The 22,123-nt window shown below is 33.7% G+C and carries 15 protein-coding genes and 3 tRNA genes; 10 read left to right on the top strand and 8 right to left on the bottom strand.

Annotated elements, in window-relative coordinates:
* Positions 1 to 17 precede the first annotated feature (17 nt).
* The 4 genes from IRZ83_RS15075 to IRZ83_RS15060 all read left to right on the top strand — a co-directional run bounded on the left by IRZ83_RS15075 (position 18) and on the right by IRZ83_RS15060 (position 5,046).
* Positions 18 to 1,076: a hypothetical protein gene (locus IRZ83_RS15075; protein WP_194569996.1), complete on the top strand. Its 1,059-nt coding sequence runs from the start codon at positions 18 to 20 to the stop codon at positions 1,074 to 1,076.
* Between the two features lie 95 nt (positions 1,077 to 1,171).
* Positions 1,172 to 2,407 (top strand): glycoside hydrolase family 27 protein, encoded by a 1,236-nt coding sequence (locus IRZ83_RS15070; RefSeq protein ID WP_194569994.1) that lies wholly within the window; start codon positions 1,172 to 1,174, stop codon positions 2,405 to 2,407.
* A 10-nt stretch (positions 2,408 to 2,417) separates the two neighbouring features.
* Complete coding sequence (locus tag IRZ83_RS15065) at positions 2,418 to 3,383, top strand: glycoside hydrolase family 5 protein (protein WP_194569992.1); 966 nt, start codon at positions 2,418 to 2,420, stop codon at positions 3,381 to 3,383.
* 586 nt (positions 3,384 to 3,969) lie between these two features.
* Positions 3,970 to 5,046, top strand: a complete 1,077-nt coding sequence (locus tag IRZ83_RS15060; RefSeq protein WP_029272759.1) for an outer membrane beta-barrel protein — start codon at positions 3,970 to 3,972, stop codon at positions 5,044 to 5,046.
* A gap of 289 nt (positions 5,047 to 5,335) precedes the next feature.
* Here IRZ83_RS15060 and IRZ83_RS15055 read toward each other — a convergent pair whose 3' ends face one another.
* The 5 genes from IRZ83_RS15055 to IRZ83_RS15035 form a co-directional block, all read right to left on the bottom strand.
* Complete coding sequence (locus tag IRZ83_RS15055) at positions 5,336 to 6,241, bottom strand: N-acetylmuramoyl-L-alanine amidase (protein ID WP_029272760.1); 906 nt, start codon at positions 6,239 to 6,241, stop codon at positions 5,336 to 5,338.
* A gap of 33 nt (positions 6,242 to 6,274) precedes the next feature.
* On the bottom strand, positions 6,275 to 6,817 hold the full coding sequence (locus IRZ83_RS15050) for a hypothetical protein (RefSeq protein ID WP_194569990.1): 543 nt from the start codon (positions 6,815 to 6,817) through the stop codon (positions 6,275 to 6,277).
* Between the two features lie 39 nt (positions 6,818 to 6,856).
* On the bottom strand, positions 6,857 to 8,170 hold the full coding sequence (gene rimO / locus IRZ83_RS15045; RefSeq protein ID WP_029272762.1) for a 30S ribosomal protein S12 methylthiotransferase RimO: 1,314 nt from the start codon (positions 8,168 to 8,170) through the stop codon (positions 6,857 to 6,859).
* A gap of 176 nt (positions 8,171 to 8,346) precedes the next feature.
* Entirely contained in the window at positions 8,347 to 9,849 is a 1,503-nt protein-coding gene (locus IRZ83_RS15040) for an OmpP1/FadL family transporter (protein ID WP_194569988.1), read from the bottom strand.
* Between the two features lie 42 nt (positions 9,850 to 9,891).
* The gene (locus tag IRZ83_RS15035) at positions 9,892 to 10,866 is read right to left on the bottom strand and encodes a hypothetical protein (RefSeq protein ID WP_194569986.1); all 975 of its coding nucleotides are present in this window, start codon (positions 10,864 to 10,866) and stop codon (positions 9,892 to 9,894) included.
* A 101-nt stretch (positions 10,867 to 10,967) separates the two neighbouring features.
* Here IRZ83_RS15035 and proS point away from each other — a divergent pair, with 101 nt between their 5' ends.
* The 5 genes from proS (at position 10,968) to rpsT (ending at position 13,237) form a co-directional block, all read left to right on the top strand.
* A complete protein-coding gene (gene proS / locus IRZ83_RS15030; protein ID WP_194569984.1) occupies positions 10,968 to 12,446 on the top strand; it encodes a proline--tRNA ligase in 1,479 nt (492 codons plus the stop codon).
* Between the two features lie 77 nt (positions 12,447 to 12,523).
* A tRNA-Glu gene (locus IRZ83_RS15025) sits at positions 12,524 to 12,595 on the top strand.
* Positions 12,596 to 12,639: 44 nt separating this feature from the next.
* A tRNA-Glu gene (locus tag IRZ83_RS15020) sits at positions 12,640 to 12,711 on the top strand.
* A 45-nt stretch (positions 12,712 to 12,756) separates the two neighbouring features.
* A tRNA-Glu gene (locus tag IRZ83_RS15015) sits at positions 12,757 to 12,828 on the top strand.
* Between the two features lie 157 nt (positions 12,829 to 12,985).
* Positions 12,986 to 13,237: a 30S ribosomal protein S20 gene (gene rpsT / locus IRZ83_RS15010; RefSeq protein WP_173966087.1), complete on the top strand. Its 252-nt coding sequence runs from the start codon at positions 12,986 to 12,988 to the stop codon at positions 13,235 to 13,237.
* Between the two features lie 145 nt (positions 13,238 to 13,382).
* Here rpsT and IRZ83_RS15005 read toward each other — a convergent pair whose 3' ends face one another.
* Positions 13,383 to 13,796, bottom strand: a complete 414-nt coding sequence (locus tag IRZ83_RS15005; protein WP_194569982.1) for a response regulator — start codon at positions 13,794 to 13,796, stop codon at positions 13,383 to 13,385.
* Between the two features lie 5 nt (positions 13,797 to 13,801).
* Entirely contained in the window at positions 13,802 to 15,457 is a 1,656-nt protein-coding gene (locus tag IRZ83_RS15000) for a PAS domain-containing sensor histidine kinase (protein ID WP_228515162.1), read from the bottom strand.
* Between the two features lie 223 nt (positions 15,458 to 15,680).
* On the opposite strand from IRZ83_RS15000, the gene typA reads away from it, so the two are divergent.
* A complete protein-coding gene (typA, locus tag IRZ83_RS14995) occupies positions 15,681 to 17,477 on the top strand; it encodes a translational GTPase TypA (RefSeq protein ID WP_029272769.1) in 1,797 nt (598 codons plus the stop codon).
* A gap of 128 nt (positions 17,478 to 17,605) precedes the next feature.
* Here the strand turns inward: typA and IRZ83_RS14990 are convergent, their stop codons facing one another.
* The gene (locus IRZ83_RS14990; RefSeq protein WP_194569981.1) at positions 17,606 to 22,102 is read right to left on the bottom strand and encodes a T9SS type B sorting domain-containing protein; all 4,497 of its coding nucleotides are present in this window, start codon (positions 22,100 to 22,102) and stop codon (positions 17,606 to 17,608) included.
* Positions 22,103 to 22,123 lie beyond the last annotated feature (21 nt).

Below are 22,123 nucleotides of genomic sequence, written 5' to 3'. Positions count from 1 at the left end.
TTTTTAAAAATAAAAAGATGAAAAATATAAAAATTGTTTCGTTTACAGCATGTATAGCATGGGTATTAACCTTGCTGGTTTTTACTTCATGCTCAAATGATGATAGCAGCGCATCAGTTTATACTGGCGCGCCGGTTATAGAATCAGTATCGCCTTCAGGTTATAATGCGGATGGAAGCCTGAAACCATTAACACCGGTTACTATTGGCGATCCAAAAAACTATTATGTCATTCACGGAAAAGGATTGTTGTCAACACAAAAAATCTATTTTAATGATTTTGACACTTATTTCAGGCCAACTTTTGTAACAGATACCGATATCATTGTATTGATTGATGAAAATACACCATATGCAAATGCTTCCAATCAATTAAAAGTTGTCACAAATAGCGGAACTGCAGTTTTTGATTTTAAAGTAGCGCCTCCAGTACCAACATTTACAAGCTTTAATTATATAAATTGTGCAGAAGGTGATCAGGTAACTATTAAAGGTAAATATTTCTTAAATCCTATTGTTACGCTTGCAAAAACAGCCACAGAGCCAGAAGTTCCGGTTACTGTAATATCATCAACTCTTGAAGAGATTGTGGTTAAAATACCTGCTAATGCAAATTATCGAAATCTTGCTGTTACTAATATATCTGGAACTGCAACTTCACTTGAAGCTATAGGAACAGCTTTATATGATGATAAGTTATACGGAATGGAATGGGGCGGACCTTGGTCAGGAAAAGGAGTTAATTTCGATTTTGACGGAGATTCGTATCAAGGCGGTAAATCTTGGCAATGGGTTTTTGGTGGCTGGGATGGCGGAAACTGGGGCTTTAACGTTGATATGACACGTTATAAAGCCATGAGAATCGCTGTCAAAGGTGCTAAAAACGGTCAGGTTAACTTTAGTGTAAATGGCGGCTCAAATTATGTAATTCCGGTTACTACGACTTGGGTTTATATGGAAATTCCATTGAGCAAGCTAGGAAATCCTTCTAGCGTTACTATGCTTACGTTTCAAGAATCTAATAATGATGGCGGTAATACCGTATTGTTTGATGACATAGGCTTTGTATTAAAATAGAAAGTATCTATTTATTTTGAGTTTTGTTCAAGTATTCCCTAATCTATCCATTAGGGAATACTTTTTTAATATAATTAATTATTGAATTTTTAATAATGAAAAAAATCATTTTAGCGCTTGTATTGAGTGTTTCTGGTTTTGGCTTTAGCCAAGGAAATACACATACTCAGAAAGCAGGAAAATTTGAAGGTTTAGCGATGACACCGCCAATGGGATGGAATTCGTGGAATACTTTCGAAACAACTATAGATGAGAAATTAATAAAGGAAACCGCAGATATTATGGTTTCATCTGGAATGGCAGCCGCGGGATACAATTATATAGTTTTAGATGACGGCTGGATGACAAAGGAACGTGATGCTAATGGAGATTTAGTTCCAGATCCTGCAAAATTTCCAACTGGCATGAAAGCTTTAATTGATTATGTCCACAGCAAAGGTTTGAAATTTGGTTTGTACAATTGTGCAGGAACGCAAACTTGTGCCGGTTATCCTGGAACACGTGGTTACGAATATCAAGATGCTCGTTTTTATGCTAAACTAGGAATCGATTTCTTAAAATACGATTGGTGTAATACGCAGGGAATTACAGCTAAAGAAGCTTATACGACAATGAGCAACGCACTTAAAACGGCTGGAAAACCAATTGTCTTCAGTCTTTGTGAATGGGGTGATAACCAGCCTTGGGAATGGGGAAAACCAGTTGGAAATCTTTGGCGAATTTCTGGAGATATTTATCCTTGTTTTGATTGTGAATTTAAACATGAAGAAGGAAATTGGTCTTCTTGGGGATTTATGAAAATTATCGAAATGAGAAAAGATATCCGTAAATATTCTGGTCCGGATCATTGGAACGATTTTGATATGATGGAAGTTGGGGACGGAATGACAAATACCGAAGATAAAGCACACTTTACAATGTGGTCGATGATGGCATCTCCATTAATTGCGGGAAATGATTTTAGAAAAATGTCAAAAGAAACATTAGTCATTTTAACCAATAAAGAGTTAATTGCAGTTAATCAAGATAAATTAGGAATTCAAGGGTTTAAATATTTGACAGAAGATGGAATAGAAGTTTGGGCGAAACCCTTATCTGATGGAAACTGGGCGATTACTTTTTTGAATAGAACCGATGTGACAAAGAAAATCAATTTTGACTTTAAAAAGAATACTATTAAAGATGCTGATTTTGGTTACGAAGCGGATTTTAATAAGATGACTTATAAAATAAAAGATCTTTGGAGAAATAAAGAAATCGGAAATACTAAAAAGAATTTTGTTTCAGATCTGGCTTCTCATGATGTGATTACGTTACGATTAATTCCTTAAACCTGAATTTATGAAATCAAAAGCACTGTTTTTTACTCTTATATTGTTACTTGTGTTTGCTTATTCAAAAGCTCAATTTGTAAAACACCACGGACAGCTTAGTGTTAAAGGAACGCAGTTAACAGATCAAAATAATGAACCGATTGTATTGCGCGGTATGAGTTTTGGATGGCATAGTATGTGGCCGAGATTTTATAATGAAAAAGCCGTGGACTGGTTAAAGAAAGATTTTAATTGCAATGTTGTTCGTGCGGCAATGGGCATCGAACTCGGAACAATGTCTTACAAGAAAGAACCGAAGTTTTCAAAAGAAAAAATTGAAGCTGTTATAGACGGAGCCATAAAATCAGATATATATGTTATTATTGATTGGCACAGTCATAACATAAATCTAAAAGAAGCAAAGGAATTTTTTGCAGAGATGTCTAAAAAATATGCCAAACATCCCAATATTATATATGAGGTATTTAATGAGCCTGATCAAGAAAGTTGGCAAGAAGTAAAAGCTTACTCCGAAGAAATAATCAAAGTAATTCGGGATAACGATCCTAATAATGTAATTTTAGTAGGTTGCCCTCATTGGGATCAAGATATTAATCTTCCAGCAGCTGATCCTATTATGGGCTATTCTAATATAATGTATACAATGCATTTTTATGCGGCAACACACGGCAAAGAACTGAGGGATAGAACAGATGCTGCAATCAAAAGCGGTTTGCCTGTTTTTATTTCTGAATCTGCTGGAATGGAAGCTTCTGGAGATGGACCTTTAAATAGTAAAGCATGGCAAGAATATATAGATTGGATGGAAGCTAGAAAATTAAGCTGGATTACTTGGTCTGTTTCTGATAAAGATGAAACTTGTTCTATTCTGAAAAAATCAGCAAAATCAGAAGGAAAATGGAAAGATGAAGATTTAAAGGAAGCGGGATTAAAGGTTCGTGAGTACTTAAGAAGATATAATACTCAGAAATAATTTATATATATTAATAGTTATAAAATCCTATTCAAAATTGAATAGGATTTTTTTTAAGCTAATTTTTGACTTATCCGTCTGCTGTTTATGTATAAGTATTGATTTATTTTTTGTAAGAATTTTGATTGTTTGAGTTAGTGAGTATTTTATAATAAAGACAGTGTCTTTAAATTTGTATTTTATTTTTAAATTTTAAATTACCCCTAATTTTTATAGGGGTGTTTATTTTTTTAGACGTTTTATAATTATTTTTTATCCATTTTAGTAAACAAATTTAGTTAAAACCCTTATATTTTATTGGTAATTGGTAAAATTGGGTTGTTGAATTTTCAAAAATAAATCGGTATTAATGTCAAATCCTGATTATTGTTAATTTAATTTTTGTAATCCATAATTCTTTCCGAAAAACATCAAAAAAGTACTTTTCAATTCTTTTACTCATACAAAAGTTAATAAATTCGCTAATGAAAATGAAGAGGTTTTAGGGGGAAATTATTAGGTTTTAGAAGTGTCATATACTAGGTAACTACAGATATATAAAGATTAACTAACCAGAATCAATTAATAACTAAAAACCAATTTACACATGAAAAAAGTATTACACGTTGTAGCCGCTATGTTAACAAGTTCTTTTGCTTTTGCTCAAGATGATACTGAAACTACTGCAGTTGTACCAGCAACTACTTGGGGAGGATCAGCAGATGCGTACTATAAATATGATTTTTCAAAACAAATGAATGGATTAACGAGCTTTACCAACTCTCAAGATTCATTTGAATTAGGAATGGCTTCGATAGAAGCAGGTCATACATTCGGAAAAGCCTCAGTTTTTGTAGACTTAGGATTTGGAAAAAGAGCGGGAGAATTTTCATATAATGAAACAACAGATAAGGATATAACAGCAAAATTTTTAATTAAACAATTATTTTTTACCTACCAGATTACAGATGAATTTAAAGTTGTTGCAGGTAGTTTTGGTACACATATAGGATATGAAGTGTTAGATGCTGTAGATAATAAAAACTACAGTATGTCATATGCGTTTTCATACGGGCCATTTTTTAACACTGGGGTAAAAGCGCAATACACGTCTGGAAAGTTTACGGCGATGTTTGGTATAACAAATCCTACTGATTTTAAATCGGCTATGGATGCTGGATCAACACAAAAAACGTATATAGGACAAGTTGGGTACATTGGTGAAACAGGAAGTGCATATTTGAATTTTACATCAGGAAGCAGTAATCCAGCATCTGATGAAAATAAATCTCAAATAGATTTAGTTGCTTCAAAAACAATTAGTGATAGTTTCGGACTTGGATTGAATGCTACTTATGCTAAAACTAAAAATGATTTTGACAGCACTTTAGACGGTGAGTGGTTTTCATTAGTAGGTTATGCTAATTATTCATTTAGCCCATCATTGCTTTTAGCATACAGAGTGGAGTATTTTGATGCTAAAGATGCAGCTCCTAGTTTAGGGACATTAACTGGATCTAGTGTTTTTGCTAATACTGTTTCGTTAAATTATAAAGTTGGAAAACTAACAATTATACCAGAGTTAAGATACGACGCTGCTTCTGAAGATATCTTTTTAGATAGTGACGCGCTTCCAACAGGAGGATCATTCTACGGATTAATTGCTACAACATACTCTTTCTAGAGATAAAGATTGATATTTTTTTTTTTTTTTTGGAGCTGTCGAAACATACTAATGTTTTGGCAGCTTTTTTATTTTCTTTAAGAGTGAAAGAGCAAGATGACTAAAATTTCTGAAAATAGTTTAGATAATATAATCTTTATAATCCTTCAATGTGTGGCAAAACTTTGCAGTTAATTAAATACTGTCTTAATAATTATTTCGGTCTTTACAGTTCCAAATAATCAAATTAGTCAATAAAAAAGCGCGTTTCTAAAGAATCAGAAACGCGCTTTTTTATATTTATGAAATACTATTGAATTTGTTTTTTATAAATAGAATAAATAGTATCTATTGTTTTTCTGTCTAAAGTAGCTGTTAAGTCAGTTTGAATATAATGTAATTTAAAAGCCATAATTGCAGCCGAAAGATTTTTTGTATTGTAGCCAATAATTCTTAAAGCGGGTTCAATTTTAAAATCAAATGGAGCTTCTTCTAAAACTTCGTCCGGCCAGATTCCAAATCCTTTTTCTGCTAATGTTTTCCATGGAAATAAAGAGCTTGGGTCTTGTTTTCTTCCTGGAGCGATATCTGAATGGCCTAATATATTTTGAGTCGGAATGTTATAATCTTTTTTTAATTTAGTCAAAAGTGCTACTAAACTGCTGATTTGTGTTTCTGTAAAAGGTTTAAAACCATTATTGTCTAATTCGATGCCAATAGAGCTTGAATTAATATCTGTATTTTTACCCCACGTAGATGCGCCTGCATGCCAAGCTCTTAAATAGTCGTTCAGCATTTGAACTACTTTTCCATTTTCAGAAATCACATAATGAGCGCTTACCTGAGTTTTGACTTTAGTAAACGTGTTGATTGTTTGTTTTAGAGAATCCTGAGCAGTATGATGAATAATAATAAAACTAGGTTTTCTTAAATTGAAATTTACAGTTCCAATCCATTCTGTATTTATTCCATTTAATAAAAGTGTAGATCCTGTTTTTGATAAAGTATCTTTTACGATACCCAGCTGTTGGGCATAAGTAGTGTCAATAACTACCGGACTAACAGCAGGAATTGGCTGTGGATCTTTGCTTGTAATTTGGTTTTCTAAAGTTTTAAGCTGTTGATCATAAGCTTTTTCAGTAGCTTTATATGGATTTGTAGAGCAAGAAGTTATAATGATTGCTAAAATCACATAACAAAGGTGTTTTTTTACCATGGTCATTTACATTTTAAGATGAAGTTTAAAACACTATTCTTCAGTTTTTATTGTTTGTTCTTCTTCTTTAACTTCTTTTTGGTCTTTAGAATCTTTTTTCTTTTTTGATTTAGGCTTTTTCATTTCTTTAAAATTCGCCATAAAAGTGTTGAATTTTTCTACTTGATCCTTGTTCAAAAAAGCAATGATCTTTTTATTTGTACTTTCTCTTAATGCATTTATTTGCTCTAATTTTTGATCTTGAGAACTGCCTTCGTTTTTCAAAAGAATTCCTTGTTCTTTCATGCTGTCTGCTAAAACATTTGCAATCGCAATTGCTTGAAGTTCATCAAGATTTACCTCTGGTTTCATTTGTTCTACAATTTTTGCAGCAGTTTCTTCAGCAGGTATTTCTTTAGGTTTGCTTGGAGTACCTTGTTGTCCAGCCATCATACTTCTATCCATACCCATTCCGCCGCCTCTTCCGTAACCTCCTCCTCCGTAGCCATTATTGTATCCGCCTCCATATTGTGCTGAAGCTGAATTAAAACAGAATAAAGTGAAAACCAATAGAAAAAGTGTGTGTGTAGGTTTCATAATAGTATTTATCTAAATTGATAATTGTTTAGCGTAAATTTAAGCAGGTTCTCCGTATAAATCAAATTCTGTTGCCTCTATTATTCGGATATTAACAAATTCACCTGTTTTTACATAATGTTTAGATGCGTCAATTAAAACTTCATTGTCGACATCTGGACTGTCAAATTCAGTTCTTCCCACAAAATGAGCACCTTCTTTTCTGTCGATGATACATTTGTAAACTTGCCCGATTTTTTCTTGATTCATATCCCAAGAAATCTGAGATTGCAATTCCATTATTTCATTTGCTCTTGCTTGCTTAACATCGTCTGGAACATCGTCTTCTAATAAATAAGCGTGAGTGTTTTCTTCATGAGAATAAGCGAAACATCCCATTCTGTCAAATTTCATTTCTTGAACAAAATCTTTCAAAATTTCAAAATCTTCTTGTGTTTCACCAGGATATCCAACAATTAAAGTTGTTCTAATTGCCATTCCGGGAACTGCTGCACGAAAATCTTTTAATAATTGAGTAGTCTTAGCTTGAGTTGTTCCACGACGCATCGATTTTAAAATAGAATCTGAAATATGCTGTAGAGGAATGTCAATATAATTGCAAATCTTAGGTTCGCGTTTCATTAATTCTAAAACGTCCATAGGGAAACCTGTAGGGTATGCATAGTGCAAACGAATCCATTCGATGCCTTCTACTTTTGCTAATTCTTCTAAAAGTTCAGCAAGGTTTCTTTTTTTATAAATATCAAGACCATAATAAGTTAAGTCTTGGGCAATTAAGATTAATTCTTTTACGCCGTTTTTGGCAAGACCTTGTGCTTCTTTAACCAGTTTCTCAATAGGCTGAGAAACGTGTTTGCCGCGCATAAGCGGAATAGCACAAAAACTGCAAGGTCTGTCGCAACCTTCGGCAATTTTTAAATAGGCGTAATTTTTTGGAGTTGTAGTTAAACGTTCTCCTAATAATTCATGTTTATAATCAGCCCCTAACGCTTTCAATAGTTGAGGTAACTCAGTTGTACCAAAATATTGATCAACATTTGGGATCTCTTTTTCTAAATCAGGTCTGTAACGTTCAGACAAACATCCGGTAACGAAAACCTTATCAACTAATCCTCTGTCTTTTTTATCTGCATATTCCAAAATCATGTTTACTGATTCTGCTTTCGCGTTATCAATAAAACCACAAGTGTTTATTACGATAATGTTTCCTTCTCTTTCTGCTGGTGCTTCATGTTCAACTTCTTTTCCGTTTGCACGAAGCTGGCCCATCAACACTTCACTGTCATATACATTTTTCGAACACCCAAGAGTGATTACGTTAATTTTGTTCTTTTTTAAAGACTTGGTTCTCATACTTTTATAAATTGGAGTGCAAAATTACACTTTTTTATTCAAACACCGCCTGTTTGTCATTCTTTTAGCTGTTTTTTATGAAGATAATGTGTTGCGTCTTCTGGTGAAAAGAGCTAAAAAAAAATCCGTCAAGTGTTGACCTGACGGAAATTTTCATTCTTCTATTTTATTTCTAATTACAATTCAAATAATAAAGACAACGTAACATTGTTTAATTTGGATGAAATATTAGCTCCGTCAGTAAATCCAGTGGCAAAAAATCCTTGATTTGATTTTCTTTCTAAATATGAATAGGCTAAATCTATTTTTGTAGCTCCAAAGCTATATCCTAAACCTGCAGAATAACTGTTTAAATCTCCAATTGTAGTTCCGTTTTTGTATGGGCTTCCTTCAAAACGGTATCCACCGCGCAAGCTTAATTGCTGAATTTTGTATTCAGCTCCAATTCTCAATTCACCGTTTGATGTTAATTGATTACTGATGTCATTGTTTAACCCATTAAAACCAAGATCACTGGTTGGTTTGTATTTTGTGTTTGCATAATCTTTAATAGAGTAATCGACACTGATTAATCCTGATTTTCCAAAAACGTAAGCGCCGCTAAAAGTGAATTTTCCTGGAGTTTGTAAAGTGTAAGATTCGTAAACATTTACAACATCTGGATTTATAAATTCATTAATTGGCTGTCCGCCGTCCGCTTGTCTTGTTGTCGCTAAACTTTGTGAAACTTCATCATAAAGTTCGTACCAAGTATTAGATTCATAAGCAATACCAAGTCTGAAAGCTTCTGTAACTTTAGCAATTGCTCCTAACTGAAAAGAAAACCCATTTCCGTAAGTGTATAAATCATTATTAAAACGCAAACTTGAAATTGTTTCTTCTGGCTGTAACGGATTGCTGTTATCTTCGTAGAAACTTGTAGATCTTCTATAATCAGTAATATGCGCATTTAAGTTTGCTCCGAAATAAATTCTGTCATCATAAGAAGTAGCGATGTTAAAACTCAATTTGCTATTATATCCTCTAGAATAAATTTCATTTTCATGATAATAATTTCCGCCAGCAGGTACATTTGTTATATACTGAGTATTATTTCCTGTATCTGAAACAGGATTTATTACGTATCCTTTGTAGCCAAAATAAGCTTGTTGCTCATTGTAAAACTGATCTCTATAAGGAATACCTGTGATATCTGCTAAAGGAATTCCGTTAGCATAGGCTAAAAAGTATTTGTCAACAGAGTTTGTCGGATTTGTTCCTGCTGAAAAAACGTCATTATTGAAATTATTAGTGTTTTCATAGCTGGCGCCTAAAACAATTTTTTTCCATTTATTGTTTGGGTTATGATCGTGAAAAACAAATACACCGCCAGCTTGATTCAGGATAAAAGAATTTTCTTTATCGCTGGTTTGAGTTCCAAAATAATTAGAATTATTTTTAATCGACTCATTGCTAAAAGTAATTCCAACCTGATTGTTGTTGAAAATGGCAGATCCGGCAGGATTGACAGTTATGGCAGATAAATCTCCACCAACGGCTCCAAATGCACCGCTTAAGGCTCTGAATCTTGCAGTTCCAGTTAAATTGTCTTGCGAATATCGAACAGCATCTGATACTTCTTGAGAATGTGAGACGCTAAAAGACAGTCCTGTTATAAGTAGGAAAAATATTTTTTTCATTTGGTTAATTTTTTAATGTGATTTAACGATGTGTGAAAGATATTATCTTCTTCCACCGCCTCCGCCACCAGATCTTCCACCGCCTCCGCCACCGCCAGAGCTTCTCATGCTTCCGCCGCCGCCGCCACTGTTCATTGAGCGAGAAGGGCTAGGAGAGTATGTTCTAGAAGAATTGCTGTTGGTATTGTTGTAGCTTCTATTTGTTGTTGTAGTACCGCTTGATCTTCTGTTAGAATAATCATAGCTGTTTTGTCCTTGAGCTGTACTTCTTCTGTTGCTAAAAGTTGGGCTAGAATAGCTTCTTCCGTTTACATTAGAGCTTCTTCTGTAATCTGAGTAGCTTGCGCTTCTTCTATTGGTATTGTTGTAATAGCTGTTTCTGTTTGTAGAATAGCTGTTTCTGCCAGCATAGTTTCTGCCTGAGTAGTATGAGTTTCTTGAAGCATAGCCTCTCGATCCATAATAAGCAGCAGAGCCTCTTCTTCCATAAGTATAAGAGTAGTTGTTGTAGTATCCAGGTCCCCAATATCCAGGATATCCATATCCAGGGCCCCAATAACCAGGATATCCCCATCCATAATATGGGTATCCCCATCTGTATCCGTAACCATATCCATAATATGGGTATCCGAATCCGAATCCAACTCCCCATGACCAAGATGGGTTAGAGTAAACGTTTACGGCTACTTCAGAATTAGCGCTTCCCCAAGCTGGGTAAGCTGTTGCTTGTGCAGTCTGTGTGCTGTCGGTGTCAGAATAATTTCCATAGCTGTCTACATCTGTGAAAATTTCAGTTGGCTGACCGTCATCCTGCAGTGATTTAAAGTAATCCTTATATTGATTGTTTGCGCTTGTGGTATTTGTTTGTGCATACGTGTTTGATGAATTACTATATACTCCATCATTATCATGATAAGATGAGTTTTGATAAGAACCACACGATGCTAATAGAAAACTCAGTATTCCAATTAAGTAAAAATGACTTGAGTTTTGGCGAAGAGATGTAGAAGTTTTCATATCTGTGGTGTTTTTTATTGTTGCACATTACAAAAATAGTTAGTTTTGTCAAACTATTTAGTTAAAATTATTAAAACAAAATTTGTGCCAAACTATTCAATATGAGTAAGAACCTCACTACAAGATCAGAAGATTATTCGAAATGGTATAACGAGCTGGTTGTTAAGGCAGATTTAGCTGAAAACTCGGGAGTTAGAGGATGTATGGTTATTAAACCTTACGGATATGCCATTTGGGAAAAAATGCAGGCGGAGTTAGATAGAATGTTTAAAGAAACAGGACATCAAAATGCTTATTTTCCTTTATTTGTGCCTAAAAGCATGTTTGAGGCAGAAGAGAAAAATGCAGAAGGATTTGCAAAAGAATGTGCTATTGTAACGCATTATAGATTAAAAAATGATCCAGATAAGCCCGGAAAGCTAATGGTTGATCCGAATGCTAAATTAGAAGAGGAACTAATTGTTCGTCCTACTAGTGAGGCAATTATTTGGTCTACATATAAAGGATGGGTACAATCTTATAGAGATTTGCCATTATTGATTAATCAATGGGCAAATGTTGTACGATGGGAAATGCGTACGCGTTTGTTTTTAAGAACTGCTGAGTTTTTATGGCAGGAAGGACATACGGCTCATGCTACAAAGACTGAAGCTTTAGAAGAATCTGTAAAAATGATGAACGTTTATGCTAATTTTGCAGAGAATTTTATGGCAATTCCGGTTGTAAAAGGTATTAAGACTGAAACAGAGCGTTTTGCTGGAGCAGATGAGACTTATTGTATTGAAGCTCTAATGCAGGACGGAAAAGCATTACAGGCAGGAACGTCGCACTTTTTAGGACAAAATTTTGCAAAAGCATTTGATGTGAAGTTTGCTAATGCTGAAGGAAAACAAGAGCATGTTTGGGGAACTTCTTGGGGGGTTTCTACTCGTTTAATGGGTGCTCTCGTAATGACGCATTCAGATGATCAAGGATTAGTGTTGCCTCCAAATTTAGCGCCTATACAAGTTGTTGTAGTTCCTATATATAAAACAGATGAACAATTGGCTGACATTACTGCAGCTGTAAATGATTTAACGGCTAAACTTAAAAAGCTGAAGATTTCAGTTAAGTATGATGACAGAACAACTCAAAAACCAGGATTCAAATTTGCTGAATGGGAATTGAAAGGTGTGCCGGTCAGAATTGCTGTTGGTCCAAAAGATTTAGAAAACGGAACTTTTGAAGTTGCAAGACGCGATACGTTGACAAAAGAAGTAGTTTCTGGAGAAGGAATCGTAACTTATATAAATGACTTGTTAGAACAGATTCAAACGGATTTATTTAATAAGGCATTAGACTATCGTAATACTCATATTACGGAAGTAAATAATTTTGAGGAGTTTAAGGAAGTTTTGGAAGGAAAAACTGGTTTTGTTTCGGCTCATTGGGATGGCACTGCCGCTACTGAAGAGAAAATAAAAGACTTGACAAAAGCAACAATTCGTTGTATTCCTTTAGATGCTAAAGAAGAGGCGGGAACCTGTGTATTTACTGGGAATCCTTCTTCAAAAAGAGTGCTGTTTGCTAAGGCATATTAAAAAATTTTAATTTTTTTTGCATCAGGTATTGTACATCTTAAAAATAGTTGTATTTTTGCATCCGCATTAGAGAAGCAGGCCCGTTCGTCTATCGGTTAGGACGCATGGTTTTCATCCATGTAAGAGCGGTTCGATTCCGCTACGGGCTACTACTTTTACTGCGAATTGTTCTTGAAATACTGAGAATTAAAATGGCCCGTTCGTCTATCGGTTAGGACGCATGGTTTTCATCCATGTAAGAGCGGTTCGATTCCGCTACGGGCTACAATAATACCTCTATATTTAATATAGAAAAACTTAGAACGATAATGGTCTGTTCGTCTAGGGGTTAGGACTCCAGGCTTTCGTCCTGGTAACAGGGGTTCGATTCCCTTACAGACTACTAAAATTAGTTGTGAATAAGTTTTATAAAATAAAAATTGGTGTCTCGATTTTTGTTTTATTAGTTAAAACCAAAGTGATTGTTTTTGCAATTGTGGGAGGTTTTTCTTTTTTAACTAGTATTCTATAATAATTATTACATCTAAAATTAAAACAAAATGGCAAATCATAAGTCAGCATTAAAAAGAATCAGAAGTAACGAAAAAAGAAGAGTTCTTAACAGATATCAACATAAAACTACTCGTAACGCTATTAAAGCATTAAGATTAGCTACTGATAAATCTGATGCATCATCTAAATTATCAACTGTAATCTCTATGATTGATAAATTAGCTAAAAAGAACATCATTCACGATAACAAAGCTTCTAACTTGAAGTCTAAATTAACGAAACATGTTGCTAAATTGTAATTAATTACAATTTCCTAAATATATAAAAAATCCTCTTTTAGAGGATTTTTTTGTTTTAGAAAAAACTACAGAAAAATTTCAAATTCTAATGTATGTTGGTTTAATATCAAGCAGAGATTGGAATTTGGAATTTTATTATTGTAATTTATTGGTTGATTTTCTTTTTAAGATATTCCAGCATAGGCTGTGTAATTGGCTTTGAAAGGAAGTCAATTATTATTGGGTATTTTTTTGCTTTTGCTAAATCTTCGGGATCAATTGTTGAGGATAATACAATAACATTTACAGTATTAAATTCAGCGTAATCTGGAGAAGTAAAATGATCTAAAAACTCCCAGCCTCCCATAACAGGCATGTTTAGGTCGAGAAAAATCAGCTGTGGTTTTTTGTTTACTTTATTTTTGTTATTAGTGTATTTTAGGGTATTGAAATGATGCAGTGCTTCTTCGCCATTTTGAGCCGTAATAATTTCATTCGAAAATTCGGATTTTGAAATTACTTTTTTACATAACATTAACGTGATTGGATCGTCGTCAATGCATAGAATTTGCTCTAGCATAGGTATTAATTTTTAAATGTTATTGTAAATGTTGTGCCTTTGTTTACTTCGCTGTCTATACTGATTGTTCCTCCCATCGTTTCAACTTGAGATTTTACAAGATATAGACCTAATCCTTTGCTATCTGGGTAATTATGAAATCTTTGATAAAGACCAAAAACTTTGTCACGATTTCTTTCTAAATCAATACCAATTCCGTTGTCTTTAAAGGTTAATATCGCTTTGTGATCTATCTGTTCGGCGATAATTGATATTTTTAATTTTCGATTTTCAGATTTGTATTTTATTGAATTCGTCAGTAAATTGAGTAAAATGCTTTCGATATAGGCTTTGTTTGTGTTTAATATTGGTACGCGGTCAAATTTTAATTTAATAATTGGTTTGTGCAATTCAATTTGAAAGGAGAGCTGGCTAAAGACATTTTCGAAAACTTCTTCTAAAGAAACTTCTTCTTTTTGCATCGAAGGGTTGTCTTTAATAATAATAACTTTTACTAGATCATTTATCGTTTCATTTAATAGATGTGTTGATTTGGTAAAACCGGTTAAGATTTCTTCAAGCTCTGGATTTTCTATTGGAATATCTTCAATTAGATTTAAAAGTCCAATTAAATTAGATAGTGGTGCTCTTAAATTATGAGATGTAATGTATGAAAATTGCTTTAAATCCTTATTGTTCTGGGTTAATTCTCGAATAAGATGCTCTTTTTCTGTTTCTAATTTCTTTTCATCTGTTATGTCTCTTTGTATTGATATCCAGTGTGAAATTACTCCTTCATTATTGAAAATTGGAATCATGGAAAAGCGCACCCAATATTCTTCATTTTGTTTGGTGTAGCTGATTGTTTCTATTAAACATTCTTCTTCATTTTTTATTGCTCTTAATAGTTTTTTAAGTGCTTCTGAATCTGAATTTGTTCCTTTAAAAATTGTTGGGGATTTACCGATTATTTCATTTGATAAATAACCTGACATCTGCGAAAATGCTGGATTTACATATACGATTTTAGGAATTTTTCGATCTGCTGAATTTGCTTCTGTAATTAAAATAGAATCTTTAGATTGCGTAATTACAGTTTCTAAAAGTTTTAATCGCTGTTCTTCCTCTTTTTGCTTGGTAATATCTTGAATCGCTCCAATCATCCTGATGGCCCTTCCGTTTTCATCTTTCAATAAAAAACCTCTGTCTAAAACATATTTATAAGTTCCGTCGGCACATCTAAAACGATATTGATCCTGCCATTTTTCGGTTTTTTGCTCAATAAAAGAATATAATTTAATAGACATTCTGATGCTGTCTTCGGGGTGAATTTTGTCAAACCACCATTTTGAAGTTTTTCCAACTTCGGTTTGATTATAACCAAATACACTTTCTATGCCTTTGTTCCAATTAATGCTGTCTTCTTGTATTTTCCAATCCCAAATCGTGTCGCTTGTTGCTTTTGCTACTATGTCATATTTTTCGTTAGATTCCTTAATTTCTTCGTTAGTTTCTTTTAATTTTTTAAAAACAGTAATGTTCCTTTTTTCATTTTTAGAAACTATGTACTTGAAAAAGAGAGCAGTGGTTAGAATAAAAAAAATATCCTTTAAGAAAAAAACATAAAAGTATTTAGTGTCAGAAAAGTAAGTAATAAGTATTTTATGACAGACGATTGCCATAAATAACGATATGATAATATAAACTAGAGTAATTTGGAGAGTTTTACTTTTCATTACTTCAAATATAGTTAAATTAAGTATAAATAAACAATAAGAAAAGTTCATTTTACACTTAAATTAATGCTCATTTAGATGAACTAATTACTTGTTAATACGCAAACTATCGCAGAAACGTTTTTTATATCAAAATAAAGTGTACCTTTGCACCCATTAAAAATCACAGATGGAATCTATTAGAAACATTGCAATTATTGCCCACGTCGATCACGGTAAAACCACTTTGGTTGATAAAATTATGTATCACTGTCAATTATTTCGTGACAACGAAAACACAGGTGATTTAATTCTTGATAATAACGATTTAGAGCGTGAGAGAGGTATTACTATTACTTCTAAGAACGTATCAGTTCAATATAAAGGAACAAAAATCAATATTATTGACACTCCTGGCCACGCGGATTTTGGAGGTGAAGTAGAACGTGTATTGAACATGGCCGATGGTGTATGTTTGCTAGTGGATGCTTTTGAGGGTCCAATGCCACAAACTCGTTTTGTATTACAAAAAGCTATTGACTTAGGTCTTAAGCCTTGTGTTGTTATCAATAAAGTTGATAAAGAAAACTGTACTCCTGAAGAAGTTCATGAAAAAGTTTTTGACTTAATGTTTGAATTAGGTGCTGAAGAATGGCAGTTGGATTTTCCAACAGTTTATGGTTCTGCTAAAAATAATTGGATGTCTGATCATTGGGAAAACGTAACTGATAATGTTGAAGCATTATTAGATATGGTTGTTGAAAATGTACCTGCTCCTAAAGTTTCTGAAGGAACACCACAAATGTTGATTACTTCTTTAGATTTCTCTGCATTTACAGGTCGTATCGCTATTGGTCGTCTTGAAAGAGGAGTTCTTAAAGAAGGTATGCCAATCTCATTAGTAAAAAGAGATGGTACTGTATCTAAATCTCGTATCAAAGAACTTCATACTTTTGAAGGACTTGGTCGTAAAAAAGTACAAGAGGTTATTGCTGGAGATATTTGTGCAATCATTGGAGTTGAAGGTTTTGAAATTGGTGATACTATTGCTGATTTTGAAAATCCGGAAGGTCTAAAAACAATTGATATTGACGAGCCTACTATGAGTATGTTGTTTACTATCAACGACTCACCTTTCTTTGGTAAAGAAGGTAAATTTGTAACTTCTCGCCATATTAGAGAAAGACTTACAAAAGAGTTAGAGAAAAACTTAGCAATGAAATTGGGTGAAACTGATTCTGCTGATAAATTCATGGTTTTTGGTCGTGGAGTACTTCACTTATCTGTTCTTATTGAAACAATGAGAAGAGAAGGGTATGAGTTGCAAATTGGTCAGCCACAAGTTATCATCAAAGAAATTGATGGTAAAAAATGTGAGCCAATTGAGGAATTAACTATCGACTTACCAGAAAATCTTTCAGGTAGAGCAGTTGAGTTCGTTACTATGCGTAAAGGTGAAATGCTAAGTATGGAAACTAAAGGGGAGCGTATGATTGTAAAATTTAATATTCCATCACGTGGAATTATTGGATTGCGTAACCAATTACTTACTGCAACAGCGGGTGAGGCTATTATGGCACACCGTTTTATAGGATACGAGCCTTACAAAGGAGAAATTGCCGGACGTAATAAAGGGTCATTGATTTCTATGGAAAAAGGAAAAGCTATTCCTTATTCTATTGATAAATTGCAAGATCGTGGTAAGTTTTTTGTTGAACCAAATGCTGAAATTTACGAAGGTCAGGTAATTGGAGAAAACTCTCGTGGTGATGATATGTGCGTAAACGTAACTAAAGAGAAAAAACAATCTAACGTTCGTTCATCTGGAAATGATGAAAAAGCAAGAATCATTCCTCCAATTATTTTCTCTCTTGAAGAAGCTTTGGAGTACATTCAAAAAGATGAATATGTAGAGGTAACTCCAAAATCTATTCGTTTGAGAAAAATCTATTTGACAGAAACTGATAGAAAAAGATTTAAAATCTAATACATTTAAATTTTTAATATAAAAAACCCAAATTCCTCCCGAAATCGGATAGGAGTTTGGGTTTTTATTTTATACGAAGTTTCAGGTTTCAGTCTCCCAAGCTTAGTGCAGGAATTTTAAAATTTCTTTTATCTTTTTAAACTGAAATGTCCTTTTGTTTCCCGTCCATCCTCAAGTTTAATGGTATACCAATAATCATCTGCTGGCAAAGGGCTGCCTGAATAGGTTCCGTCCCAGCCGTTGACTGATGACGGTGTAATTTGCTTGATTAGCTTGCCGTATCGATCGAAAATAAGAATTTTTGTATTTGAATTAAAAGCGTCATTTGCTCCTTTTATATTCCAGTAGTCATTATAGCCATCATTATTCGGTGTAAAAAATTTAGGAACTCCAAGAACTGCTATAGTTTTAGAAATTGTTCCGCAACCATTTTTATCCTTAATATATAGTTCATGTATTCCTGAAGGAATATCTTCAAAGAAATTAGATTCTTGAAAAGAACCGTTAGGATCATCAATACTATACTCATAATTTCCAGACCCCGAAACATTTGCTTGAACAGTATTTAAATCAGATAAGTCTGAGATTGAAACAGAATCAAGATGCGCAATGTCAGAGGCAGTTACGTTAATAGTTCGCATTCTGCTGCATCTATTTTCGCTTTTAGTGAAAACTTCAACAGTATATTTTCCTTCTTCATTTACATCTAAAGTTTCATTAGTTTCTTCGGGAATTACGCTTCCATCTTTTGACCAGACATACGTGTAACTGCTAGAAGGTATATTGCCAATAATTCCTGCATCGAGTTTGACAAAAAAAGATGGTAAATTAGAGCAAACCAATTGGTCGCCACTCAGGTTGCTATTACTATCAATTTCAGGTTTAGGATTTACTATAAGCGTAATGTAGGATCCTAATCCAAAACAGGCATTGTCTAGATTGCTGTCTACACGTACCCAAATTTCTTGCTGGTTTGGTATTGTATTTCTGTAATTAGAAGGGTCTGCAATTGTATTCATTTCTGCTAAGGCATCAGCTTCATTCGAGTAATATTTTATGGAATAATTTGTGTTTGAAGGAAGCATTGCCTGAATATCATTTGTTACACTGCTGAAATCAAAAGATGCAATCCCGTCTTTGTCATTATTGGAATCGTCGATAAAATCATCACAGATGTTAAATGATCTTTTAAAACCAGAATTAATTTGTGTTGTTGAAACCACTAGATTTAATTGAGCAATTGAAAAGCATCCGTTTGAATTATCAACGCGTGCCCAAATAGTATTATTACTGCTAGAAAATGCAAGAGAATTTGAAATTAAGGCAACGGGATCTTTCGTGTTTGCTCCTGCCAAAGTAGTATAATAAGAAAATGTTTCATTGGCGAAATTAGATGAAATAAAACTGTTTTTCTCGGTTATATTAAAGTTCGAAATTCCGTCGGTATCATCATCACACTGAACTAGAGTAATTGGAGAGTTTAAAATAGGCAAGGCAAAAAGAATTAGCTTTACCGAGTTAGCCGAAGTTAATCCACAGGCATTGTTATTTCTATTTAATAAAACACGATAATAGTATTCATTCATTTGCGAATTTGCTTTTTGGATCGTTACAGACGCAGTTTTAGTTCCGGAATATGTTGTATTATCATTCAAATTATTCCATGTATTGCCATTATCAATGGAAAGTTGCCATTGAAAGCTATCAGCATTAGACTCAATACTGAAAGTTGCTTTTTGTAATTCGCAAACAGTTTGGTTTTCAGGTTGTTTGCTAATTAAAATAGGAGTTGCAATAATATAATTGCCATTAGGCACCGTGTAACCATCAATTTTGCTGATTACAATTCCTTTAGCGTTTACACTTACAGGTGCGTTGCCCAGTTGTCCGTCAAAATCTTGATCTGTAAAGCCAGCTTCAGTAACATCATTGCAGCCATCGTTGTCGCTGTCAATTTCTGTATAGTTTTTTATGCCATCATTATCAGAATCTGAAACTGTATATTTTAAGATGCCATTATCAGGATCTGTTTCTAAAGAATCTGATAATCCATTGGTTCCAAAAGTCAAAGTATCAATGATTCCATCTTTGTTAAGATCTGGCGCATTGCTTCCTGATTCAACCAAATCATAAATCCCGTCATTGTCACTATCCAAATCAAGATAATTTGGAATGCCATCATTGTCGGAATCTATTGGTGTTTGTGAGAATTCAAAAATTTCATCTAATCCATTTAAGTTAGAGTCAATATTAGATAAAGCTACTGGTTTTGTTTGTGATTCAATAACATCTGGAATGCCATCATTATCAGAATCTAAATCTAATTGATCGGGAATTCCGTCACCATCAGAATCTTTTGGAACACAAGTAGCAATTAACCTGAATGTTGATTTATTGCTAGCGCTGTCAAGCAGATTTTTGTGTGTGACTTTAAATGTTTTATTTTGAAAAGATTGGAATTTAAATGTTCCAGTTCCAGGCTGTAACGGAATATTACCATTTAATCGGAAGCGAATTTCGAAAGATGAAAATTGTGTAACGCCACTTTCGTAAATTCCGTCATAATTTGTGTCGATTAATAATTGATCGGTCGGATTTAGGACGGTAACAGTTTTATCAATGTCTACATTAATAATGTATTCGGAATCCGAATTTAGTAAATCAGCCGTATCTCCAGTGGTGACATATTCTAAACTAAGATTTATTGGTTTTGCAAAATTCAAATTATAACTTACAGAAAAACCTTTTCCAGCCATCACTTCGGTAACAAAACTTCCATCTGTATTTCCGGTAAAAGGAACTGCTGCAGAAGGCGTTGAATTGGTAACTGTACCTGAAAATGAATTAGAATACGTTCCTGTTGTTACCAAACCTGAATTGGAATTTGAAATATTCAAACTTAAATCTCCATAAGATTCAGTACAGTTTGTTAATCCGTCATTGTCATAATCAATGTCGATATTGTCATTTGCTAAATCATTATCTAGATTAATGGGGCATTCACTTACTGGAATTTTATCTGAAAAAACATTGCTTACGCAACCTGAGATACTTCCTCTTACTTGGTAAAAACCAGGCTGACTTGGACTGAAGTTATTTTTAATTTCACCCGGAATAACGACATCATCTTTGTACCATTGAAAAGTATCGTAAGACGACAAAGAATTGATTTTTAAAGATACATTTGGAATACAAGATGAACTGGTTAATGCAATTTTGCTGCTGACAATTTCAGGTTTCAAATCAAAACCGGAATAGTAACCCCCATAGGTAGCAGCTCCATTTGTTCCAAAATAAGAAACATATACTTGCTTAGAGGATTTGACAACTATATTTCCAGATAAATTGGGCACGTTGTAACGCACAAATGCCGGTGTTCCTTCAATTGCAAGCGGAAGAGCTGAAATCGGATTATTGTTTAACAAAATTGCGGCACCCGTTTCTGTGACAATATTTAGAAATCCGTTAAAAGTATTAGTTCCAATTGATTGTATTTGAGGAATATTATCAACCGTATTAGGAGTCGCACAATTTATAGGAGGGACAAAAAATAAGTTTTGATTGGCAGGATTTGTTGTTCCTCCAATGCTTTGATAAGCAAATACTTTAGCAGATGTTTTTACATACAAACTTCCGTTATTAAATTGGCTTCCATCAATTGCTATGTATTCTCCACTATTAAGTGTCTTATAAGAAACAGGAGAGCCATTAAGAAATATTTCTGTATTATCGTAATGTGCTACTAATAAAACGCGTTCTAATTCATCTGACCCTAGACCTTTAATAAATATATATTCATTTCCTGTTTTTTCTAATGAAACAATTTGATCGAAACCAACATCTCTTCCCCACGGAACAAAATTGCCACTTTCATTTGGTACTAGTACTGTACTGTTGCTTCCTCCAAATGAACCTGAATTTACTGCCACTGGTTTATCTGAAGTAACCAATGCACCAATTATTTTAGAACTATTTGATGCAGTATTAACAGCATTATAATTTTTTAGTGCAAGTACATAGCTTTCGTTTTTGTTTAGGGTAACATTTATTGGTCCCGAAATAATTGTTCCGTCTAAAAGCTGAGTGCCATTTTGAATATTTGAAATGCTAACTTTAGTTCCGTTTTCAGTAGCCATTATAGAAGTAAAGTTCAATAATGTTTCATCATAAAGCGGATTTAACATTGCGCCTAATCTAAAAGTTGTACCCAGGGCACTGTTTCCTTTAGAAACTAAACCTCCTGCATGATTATAGCCTCCCTGCTGATTAGCAACCGCATTGACTCTTGCACTTACGTAAATAAGATCTTCAGCTTCAATAATATAGCCTCGGTTCGCTACAATTCCAATATTTTCTAAAGGAGTAAATAATTGAGTGTCAGTTCCTTTTCCGATAAAATATTGATAGGGAGTAGTACTGTTTACGGTTCCGTTAATTACATTCCCTCCATTGGCTATGATTTTAAAATTTACATTGGAAAGACTTGGAGTAGAAATGTATAAATATTGATCTTCCGCGCCTCCTTTAGTAGAAATTAATGGTGGTATGTAATGTGTCTTGCTAAATTGTGAAAAACAGTTTATTGTGCAAAACAGGAATAGCAAGAAATGTAATGTTTTTTTCATTAGCTTTAGTAATGGAGATAT

The sequence above is a fragment of the Flavobacterium sp. JLP genome (genome assembly GCF_015350755.1).
Taxonomy (GTDB): domain Bacteria; phylum Bacteroidota; class Bacteroidia; order Flavobacteriales; family Flavobacteriaceae; genus Flavobacterium.
The sequence above is the reverse complement of the archived record's forward strand: the minus strand, read 5'-3'. Positions and strand labels throughout refer to the sequence as shown.